This is a genomic window from Bradyrhizobium sp. BWC-3-1 (assembly GCF_032917965.1).
Classification (GTDB): Bacteria; Pseudomonadota; Alphaproteobacteria; order Rhizobiales; family Xanthobacteraceae; genus Bradyrhizobium; species Bradyrhizobium canariense_D.
Genome location: NZ_CP136625.1, coordinates 1,794,939 through 1,809,270 on the forward strand (window position 1 = coordinate 1,794,939; position 14,332 = coordinate 1,809,270).

Annotated in this window: 14 protein-coding genes and 5 pseudogenes; 8 read left to right on the forward strand and 11 right to left on the reverse strand. The window is 57.9% G+C overall.

What is annotated here, in order from left to right:
* Positions 1-34 precede the first annotated feature (34 nt).
* Positions 35-1,345 carry an adenylate/guanylate cyclase domain-containing protein gene (locus RX329_RS08690; protein ID WP_317245654.1) on the forward strand — a complete coding sequence of 437 codons (1,311 nt, stop codon included), beginning with the start codon at positions 35-37 and terminating at the stop codon, positions 1,343-1,345.
* Here the strand turns inward: RX329_RS08690 and RX329_RS08695 are convergent.
* Positions 1,338-1,904 (reverse strand): hypothetical protein, encoded by a 567-nt coding sequence (locus tag RX329_RS08695; RefSeq protein WP_317245656.1) that lies wholly within the window; start codon positions 1,902-1,904, stop codon positions 1,338-1,340. The two genes, RX329_RS08690 and RX329_RS08695, sit on opposite strands and share 8 nt — an antisense overlap.
* On the opposite strand from RX329_RS08695, the pseudogene RX329_RS08700 reads away from it, so the two are divergent.
* Positions 1,892-2,050 (forward strand): annotated as a pseudogene (locus tag RX329_RS08700) (response regulator); the annotation flags it as partial. The gene RX329_RS08695 and the pseudogene RX329_RS08700 overlap by 13 nt on opposite strands.
* A 156-nt stretch (positions 2,051-2,206) precedes the next feature.
* On the opposite strand, the pseudogene RX329_RS08705 reads toward RX329_RS08700, so the two are convergent.
* From RX329_RS08705 to RX329_RS08720, 4 genes and pseudogenes are all read right to left on the reverse strand, one after another.
* Positions 2,207-2,311, reverse strand: a pseudogene (locus tag RX329_RS08705) (hypothetical protein); the annotation flags it as partial.
* Between the two features lie 16 nt (positions 2,312-2,327).
* On the reverse strand, positions 2,328-2,714 hold the full coding sequence (locus RX329_RS08710; protein WP_317245657.1) for a hypothetical protein: 387 nt from the start codon (positions 2,712-2,714) through the stop codon (positions 2,328-2,330).
* 332 nt (positions 2,715-3,046) lie between these two features.
* Positions 3,047-3,604: an ABC transporter substrate-binding protein gene (locus tag RX329_RS08715; RefSeq protein ID WP_317245658.1), complete on the reverse strand. Its 558-nt coding sequence runs from the start codon at positions 3,602-3,604 to the stop codon at positions 3,047-3,049.
* 856 nt (positions 3,605-4,460) lie between these two features.
* A pseudogene (locus tag RX329_RS08720) lies at positions 4,461-4,718 on the reverse strand (IS110 family transposase); the annotation flags it as partial.
* A 400-nt stretch (positions 4,719-5,118) separates the two neighbouring features.
* On the opposite strand from RX329_RS08720, the gene RX329_RS41865 reads away from it, so the two are divergent.
* The 3 genes from RX329_RS41865 to RX329_RS08730 are packed head-to-tail and all read left to right on the forward strand — an operon-like array spanning position 5,119 to position 7,475.
* Positions 5,119-5,418 carry a MarR family winged helix-turn-helix transcriptional regulator gene (locus RX329_RS41865; RefSeq protein ID WP_410706278.1) on the forward strand — a complete coding sequence of 100 codons (300 nt, stop codon included), beginning with the start codon at positions 5,119-5,121 and terminating at the stop codon, positions 5,416-5,418.
* 22 nt (positions 5,419-5,440) lie between these two features.
* The gene (locus tag RX329_RS08725) at positions 5,441-6,415 is read left to right on the forward strand and encodes a Bug family tripartite tricarboxylate transporter substrate binding protein (protein ID WP_247392930.1); all 975 of its coding nucleotides are present in this window, start codon (positions 5,441-5,443) and stop codon (positions 6,413-6,415) included.
* A 55-nt stretch (positions 6,416-6,470) separates the two neighbouring features.
* A complete protein-coding gene (locus RX329_RS08730) occupies positions 6,471-7,475 on the forward strand; it encodes an acetylserotonin O-methyltransferase (protein ID WP_247392931.1) in 1,005 nt (334 codons plus the stop codon).
* A 362-nt stretch (positions 7,476-7,837) separates the two neighbouring features.
* Here RX329_RS08730 and RX329_RS41870 read toward each other — a convergent pair.
* Positions 7,838-8,562 (reverse strand): annotated as a pseudogene (locus tag RX329_RS41870) (SAM-dependent methyltransferase).
* Between the two features lie 173 nt (positions 8,563-8,735).
* Positions 8,736-9,512: a molybdate ABC transporter substrate-binding protein gene (gene modA, locus RX329_RS08745; protein WP_085351514.1), complete on the reverse strand. Its 777-nt coding sequence runs from the start codon at positions 9,510-9,512 to the stop codon at positions 8,736-8,738.
* 221 nt (positions 9,513-9,733) lie between these two features.
* Between modA and RX329_RS08750 the strand changes: the two genes are divergently transcribed.
* On the forward strand, positions 9,734-10,564 hold the full coding sequence (locus RX329_RS08750) for an IclR family transcriptional regulator (protein ID WP_317245663.1): 831 nt from the start codon (positions 9,734-9,736) through the stop codon (positions 10,562-10,564).
* Between the two features lie 417 nt (positions 10,565-10,981).
* On the opposite strand, the gene RX329_RS08755 is transcribed toward RX329_RS08750, so the two are convergent.
* Positions 10,982-11,644: a GDSL-type esterase/lipase family protein gene (locus RX329_RS08755; protein ID WP_317245665.1), complete on the reverse strand. Its 663-nt coding sequence runs from the start codon at positions 11,642-11,644 to the stop codon at positions 10,982-10,984.
* Positions 11,645-12,279: 635 nt separating this feature from the next.
* On the opposite strand from RX329_RS08755, the pseudogene RX329_RS08760 reads away from it, so the two are divergent.
* Positions 12,280-12,381 (forward strand): annotated as a pseudogene (locus RX329_RS08760) (SOS response-associated peptidase); the annotation flags it as partial.
* Positions 12,382-12,928: 547 nt separating this feature from the next.
* Here RX329_RS08760 and RX329_RS08765 read toward each other — a convergent pair.
* The 3 genes from RX329_RS08765 to RX329_RS08775 are packed head-to-tail and all read right to left on the reverse strand — an operon-like array spanning position 12,929 to position 13,541.
* Positions 12,929-13,141, reverse strand: a complete 213-nt coding sequence (locus RX329_RS08765) for a hypothetical protein (protein ID WP_317245666.1) — start codon at positions 13,139-13,141, stop codon at positions 12,929-12,931.
* 38 nt (positions 13,142-13,179) lie between these two features.
* Positions 13,180-13,380 (reverse strand): hypothetical protein, encoded by a 201-nt coding sequence (locus tag RX329_RS08770; protein ID WP_317245667.1) that lies wholly within the window; start codon positions 13,378-13,380, stop codon positions 13,180-13,182.
* 26 nt (positions 13,381-13,406) lie between these two features.
* Positions 13,407-13,541 carry a hypothetical protein gene (locus tag RX329_RS08775; RefSeq protein ID WP_317245668.1) on the reverse strand — a complete coding sequence of 45 codons (135 nt, stop codon included), beginning with the start codon at positions 13,539-13,541 and terminating at the stop codon, positions 13,407-13,409.
* Between the two features lie 392 nt (positions 13,542-13,933).
* Between RX329_RS08775 and RX329_RS08780 the strand changes: the two genes are divergently transcribed.
* The gene (locus RX329_RS08780; protein WP_317245669.1) at positions 13,934-14,092 is read left to right on the forward strand and encodes a hypothetical protein; all 159 of its coding nucleotides are present in this window, start codon (positions 13,934-13,936) and stop codon (positions 14,090-14,092) included.
* The last annotated feature ends 240 nt before the right edge of the window (positions 14,093-14,332 follow it).

The window sequence follows — 14,332 nt, forward strand, 5'->3', positions numbered from 1 at the left end:
AGGCTACCCAGTGGGCTAAGCCGGCGGAAAAGCCATGGTTGTCGAGACACGCTATGTGACCAGCGGCGAGGTCTTCGTCGCGTACCAAATATCCGGACAGGACGGTCCGGATTTGCTCATGACGCCGGGCTTTGTATCGCATCTCGAGCTGTCGTGGGAGAACCCCAACGCCGTGCGCTTCCTTAACGAATTAGGCTCGTTCTCACGACTGATCCGATTCGACAAACGCGGCACGGGTCTCAGTGATCGTGGCGTCGGTGTCCCGCATCTCGATGAACGGATCGACGATATTCGCGCCGTGCTCGACGCCGCGGGTTCTAAGAGGGCCTACTTGTTCGGGGTCTCGGAGGGCGGGCCGATGTCGATCCTGTTCGCGGCGACCTATCCTGAACGGGTCGCCGGTCTCATCCTGTTCGGCACGTATGCGCGCACGGTGGGCGCGTCCGTTCCGTTTGATGATTTTGCGGGATTGGAGCGCGATATCCGATCCAACTGGGGAACCGGCAAGAGTCTGCCCAGTTTCTCCCCGTCTGCAGCCGCCGTTCCCGGGGCCATGGAGCGCTTCGCCAAGTTCGAGCGCTCGGCGGCCAGCCCGTCTGATGTTATCAACCTGATGCGTATGAACCGCGAGATCGACGTAACGGCCATCCTGCCGTCGATCTATGTTCCTACGCTGGTCATGCATCGGCGCGAGGACGTACGCATTCGCGCACTCGCCGGCCGCGAGCTTGGAGAGAGAATTTCTGACGCACGCTACATCGAACTACCGGGTAGCGATCACCTCGCATGGTCAGGAGATCAGGATCGGCTTGTGGAGGAGATCAGACAATTCATGGGTGTTTCCGCTACTGCCGTCGAGGTTGATCGCGTCCTCTCCACTGTGCTGTTCACCGATATCGTCGATTCGACAAGGAGAGCCTCGTTGATGGGTGACAGGCAGTGGCGTTCAACTCTGGAAGCGCATCATGCGGTGGTGCGTTCGGAACTGGAGCGGCATCGCGGACGCGAAGTTAAGACGACGGGCGACGGATTTCTGGCCCTGTTCGATGGCCCGGCGCGCGCTGTCCGCTGCGCCCAAAGGATCGTCAGCGCGGTGCGGCAGCTCGATCTTGAAGTGCGCGCCGGTGTCCATACCGGTGAGGTTGAAATGATGGGCGACGATGTGGGCGGCATTGCTGTGCACATCGCAGCACGGGTAGCTCAGTACGCCAAAGCGAGCGAAGTTCTGGCCTCGAGCACGGTAAGAGACCTAGTGGCAGGTGCTGGCCTCAAGTTTGTCGATCAGGGACCGGCCAAGCTTAAGGGTCTCTCCGAGACCATGCGCCTATTCGCAGCGGTCAGCTGAATGAGTTCCGGGGCGCCGAATCCGTCTTGAAAAGCTGAGACGCTATCATCCGATGTCCTCTTGTGGCCCATCTGCGACCTCGGAGGCCATCCGCACTTCGGCTTTCGCGGTAAACCGGACATCGACGGCTACTTCTAATCGTTCCAATGACGCCACTGTCGCTCTTGAGCGGCACCAAAAGTCTGCTGCGAAAACCGCGAGCTCGGCCAACATTCCTGATGGGAAGATCGGCGTTTTCTTTGGCCTCAGTGTCATCGAGTTCAGATATCTCTCCGCGTCTAACCGTCTCGAATCCCGGATTGCCGGAGATGACCATTGGAAATGCATTCCGCAACACGGCATCGGCTTCCTCGCTGACAGGCGTGAACGCCGCCAAACTGGCCGTATCGCCGTCGAAGCGAATAACGGTGCTGGCATACCCTCCAACAAGTTTGTTGGCGCGCTGCGCGATGGCCTCGAACACCGGCTGAACATCGTTAGGCGAACTGGCGATCACCTTGAGAATATCAGCCGTAGCGATCTGCCGTTCCAGCGCCTGTGAAGGCAATTCCGGATCCAACGCTGATATTGATCCTTTCAGATATAAATATGCCGGGCATGTCCGGTCTTGAGATGCTCCAAAAGGCAAAAGCGGAACGTCCCAATGTGCCTGTCATCTTGATTACGGCCTACGGTAATGACGCGACCAGAAGGAAAGCGACGGAGTTGGTCGAAGGCGGAGCGGCTGATCACCTTGAGCACATCGGCGGTTGCGGTCTGCTGCTCCAAAGCTTCCTTGGTCTCCTTAAACAGCCGCGCGTTGTCGATAGCGATCATGGCCTGATCAGCGAAGTTTTTCAGGAGTGCGATCTGCTTGTCGGAGTATGGTCGTACTTCGTTGCGATAAATGGTTATGTAGCCAGCAACGGCATTGCTCTTTAGTAACGGAACCAGCAGCACAGTCCGTGCCCCGCCGAGATCGACCACTGCGCGGCGGTTTGGGTCATTGCGATACGCATCCCCCGTATTTTAAATCTACGATGTGGACTACACGCTCTCCTGCGAGAATCCGTGCGGGCCCCGTTTCAGGTCCATAATCGGGCGGATTGTTCTTTCGGTATTCGGCGAATGCTGCGGGCACGCCTCGTGTGGCAACTGTTCGGATCTGCGTCTCGTCGTAGGTTGCTAAAAGACCGAACTCTGCCTGGCAGAGGCGCATCGCCCGTTCGAGTATTGCTTCGAATACCGGCGCGAGATCGCCAGAGGCGGCATTAATGACGCGCAAGACCTCGTTTGTCGCAGCTTTCTGTTCTAGAAGCTCGTCACGTTCGGCGAGGCTTGCCCGCAACCGCAGCTCAAGATCAGCTGCAATTTGTTTGAAATCTGTCAATTTCGGACGCCGCGAATTTCAAGTAACTTTCCCGGAAGTCTTAATTGCCTCATCAGGGCATAGATCGCCCGTTCGCGGCTAGAGCCTGAAGCCGGATGATGGACTGTGGGCCCAAACCAGCGAAGTGCCGCTCTGTGTCAAAGGGCGAAGAACTCAAGTTGAGCAAATCTGCTCCACTGTGGCGCGATGAGCGGACCTCCAACAAACGAGGCGCAACTTCGCTGATGGGCCATGAACAGACTCTTGCATCGCAACGAGATAGCTCTATTCAATCACCTCGTCAGCGCGAATGAGTAGTGAGGTCGGCAGCGCCTTGGCCGTCTTCATGTTGATCACCAACTCGAATCTGGTCGGCTGCTCGACCGGCAACTCGGGGGCTTGATGCCTTTGAGGATCTTATCGACGTAGCCGCCAGCACGACGCAATAGATCGAAAATATCCGGGCCGTAGACGACTAATCCGCCATCCGCGAATTGTCGGAAGAAATGCATCGCGGGCAGATGATGTTTGGCCGCGAGCGCGATCACTCGTGGGGCTTGGCGAATGATAAGAACATCGCCCAAGACAATGATTGCATCGGCGTGCTGGGCGGCAGCCGAGGCAAAGGCGATATCAAGCTCCTCGTCCGCGGTCGCCTCAACTATCGGCAGAGCCACGCCCAACTTCCGGGCTGCGCTTGGTGCCTCCTCGGCTACCATCAGCCTGTGCATGGGGTTGCTCGGATTGACCAAGAGCGCAATTTTCGACGCGCCAGGAACCAGTTCCTGTAGGACTTGTATTTGTTTGGCGGTCCAATCTCCCGGCACCCAGCTCGCGAGACCGGTGATGTTACCGCCTGGACGCGCGAGGCTTTGGATGAGGCCGAGCCCCACGCGATCGGCGACAACCACGAATACAATCGGAACGGTGGCAGTTGCCGATTTTAAGGGCAAGGGCTGGTGACGGCCCGAGGGCAATTACCAGATCGGGAGTTAGCGTCACCAACTCCGCAGCTAGGGTTGACAAGCGATCCGGAGTTTCGGCAAAACGATATTCAACGAGCAGGTTCCTGCCCTCGATCCAGCCCTTCTCGCGCAAACCACTGCGCCACGCGTTGCGACCCTGAGAATCTAGGAATCCGCCCAAGAAGCCGATCCGGCGAGGCGCGCCTTGGGCCCGCAAAGGCGTTAGCGAAACCAGCGGCACCGCAGTGCCCGCTATGAACTCCTGCCGCTTCATTCGTACCTCATCGGAGCCTGAGGACGATGGGAGACAGGGTATCACGTCTCGTTAGTTGGTGCACCCACAGCGGCCAGATGGCCGCAGGAGCAACTTCGGGTCACGTGCCGACATCGCTAGAGGCGAGCGCCAGGTTCCAGGTAGTGGCGCTATTGGATGGGGTTGGAAATCATGACTTATCGTGTTCGTACTTCTCCAGGAGCAGCCGATTATATTCCTCTCTCACGGCCTTCCGCGAAATATGCCCTCTTCGGGTTTTGGCAATCTGCAGAAGATAAGGATCGGTCGGTGCCCGTGATTTCCGCCTAAATCTCACAAAGAGTCTCGCAGTGGGCGAAGACGCCCTTCCAAACAGTCGGTCAAACCATCCCATGATGTCCTCCCCGACGGGCCGCAATTGCGACACTATCACCATGAATTTGGGGGTCAAAAGGACAGCGCGACTGCATCTTTCAAAAAACTCGCAACCACGTAATCCGCAACGGGTACTAGCGGGCCCTAAGCGACGCAGTTCGAATGTCGGTTATCCTTGTTGACGTAGGGCTTCACATAGGCCGGAGGCATCAGTCGCACCGTATGCCCCAACGCCTGCAGCTCGCGGGACCAATGGTGCGATGAAGCGCAAGCCTCGATCCCGACTAGGCACGGCGGCAACTTCTCGAAGAAGGACAGCACGAAACGGCGCTTGAGCTGACGGCGTATGATGACCTGGCCGGCTGCATCGACCCCATGTACTTGGAACACCGACTTCGCGATGTCCAGACCAATCGTTGCAACTGACTGCATAGGCTGCTCCTCCGAATCGTGGGAGCCTTAAACGGCGCCCAGTCTTTGGCACTCTCGTGCCCGTGGAGGAGCCGTCCACAGCATCAGAAGCTGACTTCGTCGGCATTATCACTGCCGCGGCTTGAAGGGCCGTCGCGGCTGGGGGATTTATCCGGGCTCAAATGACTTGATGCGGAGCTATCGCTCTTGCAAAAGCTATTACATTGCATGGGTCCTCGGAGGTCGACCCGGCGCCACAACCTTATAGCCTCGTTCCGGCGTATCTCATCCGGCGGCTGCACATGATCTCGACGGCTGTCATCGCCGAAGAATTTGAAGAGGAGGACATGAGCGTCCCGGAATGGGCGGTCCTAACGATCATTGAAACCATCCGGAGATAGATCAGAGCCGCCTTGCCGAAGTGGTCGCCGTCGACAAGACAAACACTGGCCGACTGGTGGATCAGCTCGAGGCAAAGGGGCTGGTAAAACGGCGGCCTAATGATTCAGACCGGCGCGTCTGGATGCTCCGCTGCACCCCTCTCGGTCACAGGATCAGAAAGCGGCTGCGTCCACGAGCGCTCGCCACTCAAGAGAGGCTGCTATCCTGCCTCGAACCGGCGGACCGCGAGCTGTTCATCGAGTTAATGTCCAGAGTGGTCAGGGCCAACGAGAAATATGTCCGCCCTGGCGCCGGACGTCGAAAGCGGAAGTCGCGCTGAACGCAATTCGGAAGGAGTAGGCATGAGCATCTTCGTTCGCTTCTTCGCTGCCGTCGGTCTTCTCCTCGCCATCTCCTGCTGGAGTTCCAAGCTCGTGGCGGCCGACTGGCCTCACCGGACGGTCCGCTTGATTGCACCCGTGCCAGCTGGAAGTGGTTCTGACTTCAGCGCTCGACTGTTTGCCGAACGGCTTTCAGAACAGTGGGGACAGCCCGTCATCGTGGAAAATCGGCCCGGCGCCGACGGAGTGATCGGGGTTTCTGCTTTTCTCAACACAGAGGATGATCACACCCTGCTTTATGCCATCTCCGCAGTATTTACCTTGCTTCCAATTACGCACGAGAAGTTACCCTATGATCCTGTGCGTGACTTGGTCCCGATTTGCCCCACGTCGGACGTTGTCTTAGCGATAGCGGTGACCGGAAAAAGATCGATCCGTTCGCTCGATGATCTGGTTCAAACAGCTCGCGCCGAACCGGGCAAGCTGAACTGGTCTAGCTCGCCAGGCCTTCCGCCCTTTGTTGTCGGCGGATTCTTCAAGAATGCAAAACTGGAACTCGCCTTTGTGCCCTATAGGGACCTTGCTCCTGCACTACAGGACCTGGGTGAGGGGCGCATAGACGTCTTCGTTCATGCACTTAGCGTGACAATGCCGCAGGTGCAGTCAGGGAGAGCTCGGCTCCTGGCGGTAGCGAGCGACGCCCGCGCACCGCTTGTCCCTGATGTCCCCACGGTCGCGGAGGCTGGTTTCCCGGACCTTCGCATGGACGGTGTGGTTGGCTTATTCGGCAAGCGCGGAATTCCGCATACCTTGCGAGACCAGATTGCATCCGCCGTCAGCGCCGTCGCGAACGATCCTGGCATCAGGCAAAGGCTGGCTCACGTCGGACAGGCCGCTCATCCAGGGACGGCGGCCGAATTTGCAGCTTTGCTCGACGAACGGCGTCGCAGTCTTGCTGACCTCGCGAAAGCAATGGACTTCAAGCCGACCCAGTGATTTTCGCAGCATCCGGACCATGCCAAGCCAGAACCGTCACTCAAGGAGCGCATCCATGACAAGCGATCCTCGCCTGGACTTGCTGACTCTGATCAATGGCTTCCAGGTCACGAAGGCGATTAGTGTCGCAGCAAAGCTGCGAGTCGCCGACCATCTAAATGACGGCGCTCGATCGGTGGACGAGCTCGCGGTGCTGACGAAGAGCCATCCCGATTCGCTGTACCGGCTGTTGCGTGCGCTCGCCGCCGTCGGTGTGTTCCGGGAGGAAGAAGGCAGATATTTTGCGCTCACCCCGGTGGGTCATTGCTTGCGTGCCGACTCCGCGACACCGGTCGGAGCCTGGGCGGAAGTGGTCGGAAGCCCCTATTATTGGCAAGCGTGGGGGCATCTGCTGCACAGCGTGCAAACGGGCGAGAACGCATTTCAACACTTGCACGGCAAAAGTGTCTGGCAATTCCGAGCAGAGTACCCCGAATACGGCGCGACCTTCGATCAGGCTATGGCGCAATTCTCACGGGACGGAGCCGACGCAGTGCTCCGCGGCTATGATTTCTCGCCGTTCAGTCACGTAGTCGACGTGGGTGGCGGGCGAGGCTCGATGTTGGCGGCCCTGCTATGCGCTCACCCTCACCTTGGCGGTACGCTGTTTGATCAACCCGACGTCGTCGCGGGAGCAAAAGCCGTTCTGGCAGAACGCGGCGTGCTCGACCGCTGCAAGATCGTGGGTGGAAGCTTCTTCGAATCGGTCCCTGAAGGCGGAGACGCCTATCTGATGCGGGCGGTCATTCACGATTGGGAAGACACGGAAGCTGCTGCTATCCTCACCGCGTGTCGGCGCGCGATGACCAAAGGCGCAAAGTTGCTTCTGATCGAACGGATTGTCGGGCCTCCGAACGAAATGCCGGCAACCAAGTTCAGTGATTTGAACATGCTGGTCTCCCCCGGCGGGCGAGAGCGAACCCTTGAGGAGTTCGCGGAGCTCCTTGCCAACTCGGCGTTCGAGTTGACGCGGGTGTTTCCGGCTGGCATCCAAAATGTGATCGAAGCACAACCATGGTAGGCCTCGCGGCTTATCATTCGAGCCCAAGGACTGCGAGCCGAACGTCTGCCTAAGGTCCAAACGTCCTCGGTCACGCTGAGATTGCTGCAAAGTCCGCAATGGGTCAAAATGCGAAGAACTCAACCTGAGCAAATTTTGTCCGCCATGCCTCAATAAGCGGACCTCGTGGAGCGATGCTGCCACTTCGCCGAAGGGCCATAACCGGAAGTGCAAATTTGGTCTCGACATATTCCGGCGTGGCACCGGCAATGGGCTATCGGTGAGACCGGACGATGTGAGGACCAGGGCCAAGCACGACATCTCGCATTGGGACACCGTAGTATCGCTCAGCTATTTCTCGAAGCCCTAGGTCTTCTATCAAATTAAAGCCTTTGACCTGCAGCATTTGCAGCAGGTCGGTCGAAAAAGCTGAGCCAGGGCTCGCCTCGCGACGCCGCTCTCGCGGCCGTTGCCATGACGCCTGCGCGGCGCTCGACAGGATAATTCTGGAATGGTTCGGGGTAGTCGAAAACCACGGCGGCCTGCGGCACTTTGGAGATAAAGGTCAATGTGGAAGAGACCGCCTCTCTGGTCAGATAAGGCACTACGCCAAGCCATTGAAAAAACGCAGGCTCGTCCAGGATGAACCCCGCTCTTGTTAATCCCTCCGCGAGGCTTTCGCGCTCAAAATCAACCGGCGCGAAAACAAGCGACGGCGGCTCTGCGAGACCTGCGGCCCTAATCCGAGCGCGTTCCACATTTGTGTCGACGGGTAATCGACCTCGAAAGTTCGAACGCCGAGATGAGCATAGGGATTACGCAGCGAGAACGTATCGAGGCCTGCGCCCAGCACGACGACCTGTCGGCAGCCGCATGCGATGCAATCCCCCATTGTGTCCTCGGAAAACCGGCTCCGCGCTGCAACGAATAGGCGCCAGGGCTTCGTCGACTCTTTTGCAGCGATCTCGTCTAAGGCAGCGGCTGTCTCCTCGTCCAATATACTCAACGCCAACGGATCCTTGAAGATCGCTCCGCCTTCAAGTTCTTGATGAATGGCTCGGTAAGCAGCCGCTCCCCGAGCGGTCTGACTAGGTTGTCCATCGCGCATGATGATCTCGCGGGAGAGTGTAGGCTCATGGCATCGTCTCTGTTCGAGTTTAGCACACCCGCTAAGCGCCGCCCGGCGGGACCGCCATCATTCTTCAATGGTACGAGCCGACTGGACCGAACGAAACCGAGAATAATCACCAATCCAGGTGCATCTTTCCACAATGCGCGACACTATTCAAAGCCCTTGGTCTTCAGAACGGTTCGGCTGGCAGGCGAGGACAGGAACGCGACCAGCGCTTTCGCGGCGTCAGCCTGATTGCTACCGGTAATGATCCCGGGAGCAAACTGGGTGTAATTCTGGATATCTAACGGCAACGGGGCAATGAGTTCGACGGTCGGTTGAGCCAGGATTTCACTGACTTGATTGAAGCCTATCTCGACCTCGCCGGTGGCCACGCTTGCATAAAGGGTTTCAAGCGTTGACAGTCTGGTCTTGGGTTTCATCTCCCCAGCAATCTCCATTCGTTCGAGCAAGTTGGCCACGTAAACGCCACTAGCACCGCCGCCTGCCGGATCGGGATAAGCGATCGATCTTGCGGCCAGCATGGCGCGTTTGAAAGCGTCGGCCGAGCTCATATCGGGCTTCGCGGCACCTTTGCGCACAAATGCGCCCACACCGACCTTTGCGATTACGATGCGATTCTCGGCCAGGACCTTGCCCTGCGTCTCAAGCCGGCCAATTGCTTGAACCGAACTCAAGATGATGTCGGCAGCCTCGCCCTTCAGAACGCGCTCCGCCACAGCACCGGCGGTCCCATAGTCGACCGTGACCTTGTGCCCTGAGGATTTTTCAAAATCCGGTATCAGGTCGTCAATCGCGGGATGCAAGGCTGAGGCGGATAGGAGCTTAAGGTCGGCGGCTCCGGCGACAGCTCCCATAGTAGTGCCGAGCGATACTAGCCCCATCGCTACCCCCGCAAATGTACTCCGTAGTTTCTGACGATACATGGCGTTTGTCCCTTGTACGTTTTGTTCGGCTTCCGCGAGATGCGCGATCGTCTAGTGATCACCACCCCTGCCGAGTTCTTCGCGCAGAGTTTGACGCACCCAGCCTCCGCCGCAATGGAAAAGCGCAGATCACATCCACATCGTGGACTCTGCCGAGCGGTTGTGTCACGGTAAGGTTGGTACCTCACTGGGAGTAATATCGGTCCTACAAGGCGCATCTCATGACACCTCATGGCCGTCGCGATATTGCCGGCGCCCCATTGGTCGATAGACCTGGCGGAACGCAAAGTATTCAGAGAGCAGTGGCTGTGTTGCGGATCTTGGCGACCGCCCGCGAGGCAGGCCTAGGACTCACCGATATATCGAAACAGGCAGAACTCACGCGCCCAACGACGCATCGCATTCTGAGTGTCCTGATTTCGGAAGGCATCGTTGAGAGGCGACAAGGGTCTCAGCGATATCTGATCGGCGAACAGGTATCATTGCTGGCGCTGTCGCGGCGAACTCGCGATCACCTCCTCGATATCGTTAATCCTCATCTTCAGGCTGCGGTCGGTGAACTCGGTGACACCGGCTTTTTGACGCGTATTGTGGGCCTTGAGACGGTCTGCATCGCAAGACAGCTGGGAAGCTACCCTAGCCAGGCGCTGACTTGGGATGTCGGTGAACGCCGCCCCCTTGGCGTTTCCAACGCCGGAATTGCGATCCTATCCGGCATGCAAACCGACGCGGCGCGCGAAGTCATCACCACAAACCGATCACGTTTCCCTCGCTACGGTTTATCGACCGAAGCAATTTTCCGGGAGGTCGCAATGGCCCGATCTAAGGGCTTCGCAAATCGTGCAATATCCCTCATTCCTGGCGCAAGCCCCGTATCCGTGACCATCAGGTCTTCTGATGGCGTAGCTCGTGGCGCTCTCACAATAACGCCAACAGGGCGACGGCGCTCGCCCCAACACACCGAAGAGATCGTAGCTTGCCTTCGCAGGCATGCCACGGCGGTTGAACTTGAACTTAATAATACGGCCACCCTGCCACCGCAGCGCCAGTAGCTTTGCGAGCTGGCTTCGGCAATGACAATGCCTGGAGCTATCGGAGGCAGGTCCGGAATGGGTCACAAACGGCGCTCGCCGCCAAGCTGGTCGACGTCCGGTTTGCCCCTGACAACCGACATGAGATGTCTTCAAGCGACCTTCGGCGATGGGCCATGTGTGGACGTATATGGGTTGGCAAGGAGAAACTTCACTTGCGGCGTTGGTCGGAGCAGCCATGTGTTCGGCCTTCTTGTGCGGTCCTCATGACCGCTGGCCATAATGCCCTCCGCGGATCAGGTTCCGATCAAAAGCACGCATTCGAAGATGCCATGGCCCATGTGGGTTGTCCTGATCGCCGGATCGACCGGCGCTGCATTAGTGCTGTTCGCCCTTCCAACCGCTACGTCACAGCCGGATGACCCGCTGTGATCTCGTTCACGCCGTAAGACCGGCGGGTTCCTTATAGGGCTCGTGCCTGGCCATCATCGCCCATGCCATCCTGGCGAGCTTATTGGCGAGTGCGATGGCTGCGACCTTGGTGGGGCGCCGTGCCAACAACGCAGTGAGCCAAGGCCGATAGCTCGCGCCATGGATCTTGGCATAGCGGATCACGGCGAGTGGGCCCGCTGTGAACAGGCTGCGTAAATAGCGGTCAGGGCTTCGACATTTGGCAGTATGCGGGTGACGAGCGCTTCGAGTCCGGGCTGCGTTTGGGTGCAGGCCGTCCAACAGCTTTAGTTGAGTGTCCACAAACGCTTCGTCGAAAGCCGGGTAGAACAGCACATTATGTTCACGGGCAAGGCCAGAAAACATCGCGGCAAATGCCTTCTTGTATTCGTCTTCAAAGGTGGTGCGGGTCCGCACCCCGCAAAGAAGCACTGCAATTCGTCGGGCTTCGAAGGTATGCAGCAACTCCGCGAATGCGGTGCGAGTGACACTTGGATCGACTCCTCCGAGCATGTCATTCGCACCGAGTTCTAAAATTGCCGCGTCGGTACCATCTCCGGCTTCAGCCAGCCCCGCCAGTGCGGCGATAACGTATTGCGGATGTTGGTGACAGGCGGCCCGCCGGTCCGGGGCGGTGGCGGCATGCCCCAATACATCAGTTATCGCCCCTCGGTAGCTTCGCGACGGCCCGACGGAGCTTGACTTCGATGCACCGAGCGCAGATCAGTTCGCCGTCACCGGCTGGCGGCGCAAGAACGGTTAGTTCTTCAGGTGCGAAGTCTTCTTCGCAGTGATCACAGCGGGGGATTTCAAGCATCCCCGCATTTGCTCACGCAGTTGTGGCCGAAATCAGCAGCGTCTTCACCGGACCGCTCGCAAGAGCTTGATCCCCACGGCTGAGCTTGCACAAAAGTTCGTTCCCAATCCGGAACGCCGCTGAAGAAATCCCGGACGTTGCAGATTTACAACCCGCGCTGCCATTCGAGATACTAAGCTCGTCCACTGAGACAACCCATATTTCATTCTTAGTTCGATATGGTCAGCGGGGGGCGCAAGGTGTTTGATGTCTATCGCAATGACAAGCGCGACTTGCTCGTTCTAAGTACGGGCTCTCCCGTACCCGTGCTTTACTCTGCACATAAGTGGCGCAAGAGCAGGAAACGAGTTCTCAAGGTCAGCGACGAAATCAAGTCAGCCGTTCAGGCACAAGGGTATTACGTCCGCAGACTGCGGGTCACAAGGAGCGGATGATCGAAGTCGAGTAGATCGCCGGCCGGTGTTCTCGTTTGCGCAATCTCTGTTCGATCACCAGCAACCAAGCCGCCATTATCGCGCTGTTCCGCGTCGTCAATCGCTATGTCGGCAACCTCGCACCGATGCCGGGTGTTTCAGAACTTTCGCGTTTTTCCGAGGATGTAGGGTGCGAGATGGTCTGCGGGTGGGCATGCCACCCAGCACGGGCGGGCCGCCCTTACGTCTCAACGGAACTCCACGAGCGGGCACGTACGAGATTTTGGCTGGTTCCATTGAACCTTTAAGCGAACTGTCTGACGAACCTTCGATCGGAAACCGGAGGTTTCCCATGAAGCATCTGATCTCATCTGCATTCGCGGCCGTTGCCTTCCTCATTGTTGCAACCACTATGCTGTGGTCTTACACACCTTCGACTGAGCGCCATGTCACCCGTACAGCCATAGGTCATTGCAAGAATTTCCACAGCTTGGCCGGGACAAAAGCGTCCGAACTATTGCCTTACTAAGCGGCAGTAATCCGTCGAGACGATGTTGACCTGCAGGTGCTGGATGCGCACGCCCACATGGGAGTAGGCGAAGGCGCTGCAATGGCCCGTTGCCGGATGATGTGCTTAAGATCGTTATGCGTGGGGCCGAGAAAGAAGGTAATTGGGCGGCTTGAACCGCGTACTGCTTTGGCAGCTTAGCTCGTCGCCGCCTCATCCAACCGCGCCAGCCCAGCCTCGATCACGATGATATCTTCCTCGATCTGCTGGACGGCTGCCCGAACATCAAAATCTGTACGTGCCTTTAGGTCCACGGCCAGCTTCCGGCGCTGCATGCGCAGATCATTCAGAGCCCTCCGATTGTTCAAGCGAACGTAACCGTCCACAATCAGCTCGATTGCGTTTGGCATTCCCATCCCCCTGTCGTGATCGACCGGCGCCGAACCGCTTAACTAGCGACACCCTTCAAAACGGCATCTCGTCGCAAGGCGTCTCCAGCAACGGTCAAATGCGACCCTATGGCCAGCCCGAGGCGAGCCAACGTCAGGAGGGCAAGCGGGTCACACAGTTCAATGGAAAGACCGGCTCCCAATATCGCAATTGCGCGTTGTTCAGCCCTATCGAGATCGGCCCATGAGATGCCGTCCATGATGCGTCTCCGTCGCAAAGAACTATCTAAAATCCAAACGCATGACGAATTTGCCGCAGCATAGCCATCGCCGCGTCGGTGTACCGACCGTGGGTTAGGTATTGATCGATCTGCGCTGTACTGATCAGCGCCACAACTGCCACCATGAAGCCCTTAAACATTGGGCCTCTCCTACAAGAGACCGCCAACCGGGCGTGTCGAAGTATTGAACCGTTCTCGGAATGCGCTGCTGTATGTGACGACCTAATACAGCAAATGGTGACAGTCACTAGTAACCAGTTCCTTAACGGCGCGATGTCTGGATGGGAGCGCCATGGAAAGAGGCGAAGGCGTTGCAACGGCCTTTGCGAGATGATGCGCTCAACTCGTGATCGTGGCGATGAAGGAAAGATCGAGCGATAGTACGAGGGTCTGAACACTTGCCCCGGTGTCCTCCGGCCCCATATCCGACGTATGCAGCTCACCGAAATCCAAGACCAAGCAATCCAAGCCCGCATAGCTCTAATCGTCGGCGCAAGGACGTTCGACCGTCTGTTCGCAGGCGTGCGGTTCGATGAAGTCGATGGGGGTCCTGTTCGTCTACGCCAAGGACGAGGACACCGCCGCCAAGATCGAAGATGAATTCGCGCTGCACATATCGATCATTGCCTCAAAGATATTGGAGCGCGAGATCAACATCGTGATGGTATTGCCGAGACAGCTCGTCAGTTGAGCTTACCAGTGAGACCGGGGGAGCGGCGGTGGCGTGCCGATGTCCGATCTTTTGCGAAAGCCCGTCTCGCGCGCCAGGCAGCAGTTGGTGTTGACGAGGTTGCCTGAGCGTTCAACGGCCCTCACGCAGCGCGCGATCACACGGGAACAAAGTAGATTGTGGCGACGCATTTCGACCCAATGGGCAGAGGGGCCATTAAGGCTTCCTTGACCAAGTTGTTCATATAACGAGGCATATATT

Excerpts from the sequence above, each read along its gene's own strand:
- RX329_RS08750 (WP_317245663.1), top strand. The coding sequence starts at position 9,734 with ATGACACCTCATGGCCGTCGCGATATTGCCGGCGCCCCATTGGTCGAT.
- modA (WP_085351514.1), bottom strand. The coding sequence starts at position 9,512 with ATGTATCGTCAGAAACTACGGAGTACATTTGCGGGGGTAGCGATGGGG.
- RX329_RS08765 (WP_317245666.1), bottom strand. The coding sequence starts at position 13,141 with ATGCCAAACGCAATCGAGCTGATTGTGGACGGTTACGTTCGCTTGAAC.
- RX329_RS08780 (WP_317245669.1), top strand. The coding sequence starts at position 13,934 with ATGAAGTCGATGGGGGTCCTGTTCGTCTACGCCAAGGACGAGGACACC.
- RX329_RS08730 (WP_247392931.1), top strand. The coding sequence starts at position 6,471 with ATGACAAGCGATCCTCGCCTGGACTTGCTGACTCTGATCAATGGCTTC.
- RX329_RS08725 (WP_247392930.1), top strand. The coding sequence starts at position 5,441 with ATGAGCATCTTCGTTCGCTTCTTCGCTGCCGTCGGTCTTCTCCTCGCC.
- RX329_RS08775 (WP_317245668.1), bottom strand. The coding sequence starts at position 13,541 with ATGTTTAAGGGCTTCATGGTGGCAGTTGTGGCGCTGATCAGTACAGCG.
- RX329_RS08770 (WP_317245667.1), bottom strand. The coding sequence starts at position 13,380 with ATGGACGGCATCTCATGGGCCGATCTCGATAGGGCTGAACAACGCGCA.
- RX329_RS08690 (WP_317245654.1), top strand. The coding sequence starts at position 35 with ATGGTTGTCGAGACACGCTATGTGACCAGCGGCGAGGTCTTCGTCGCG.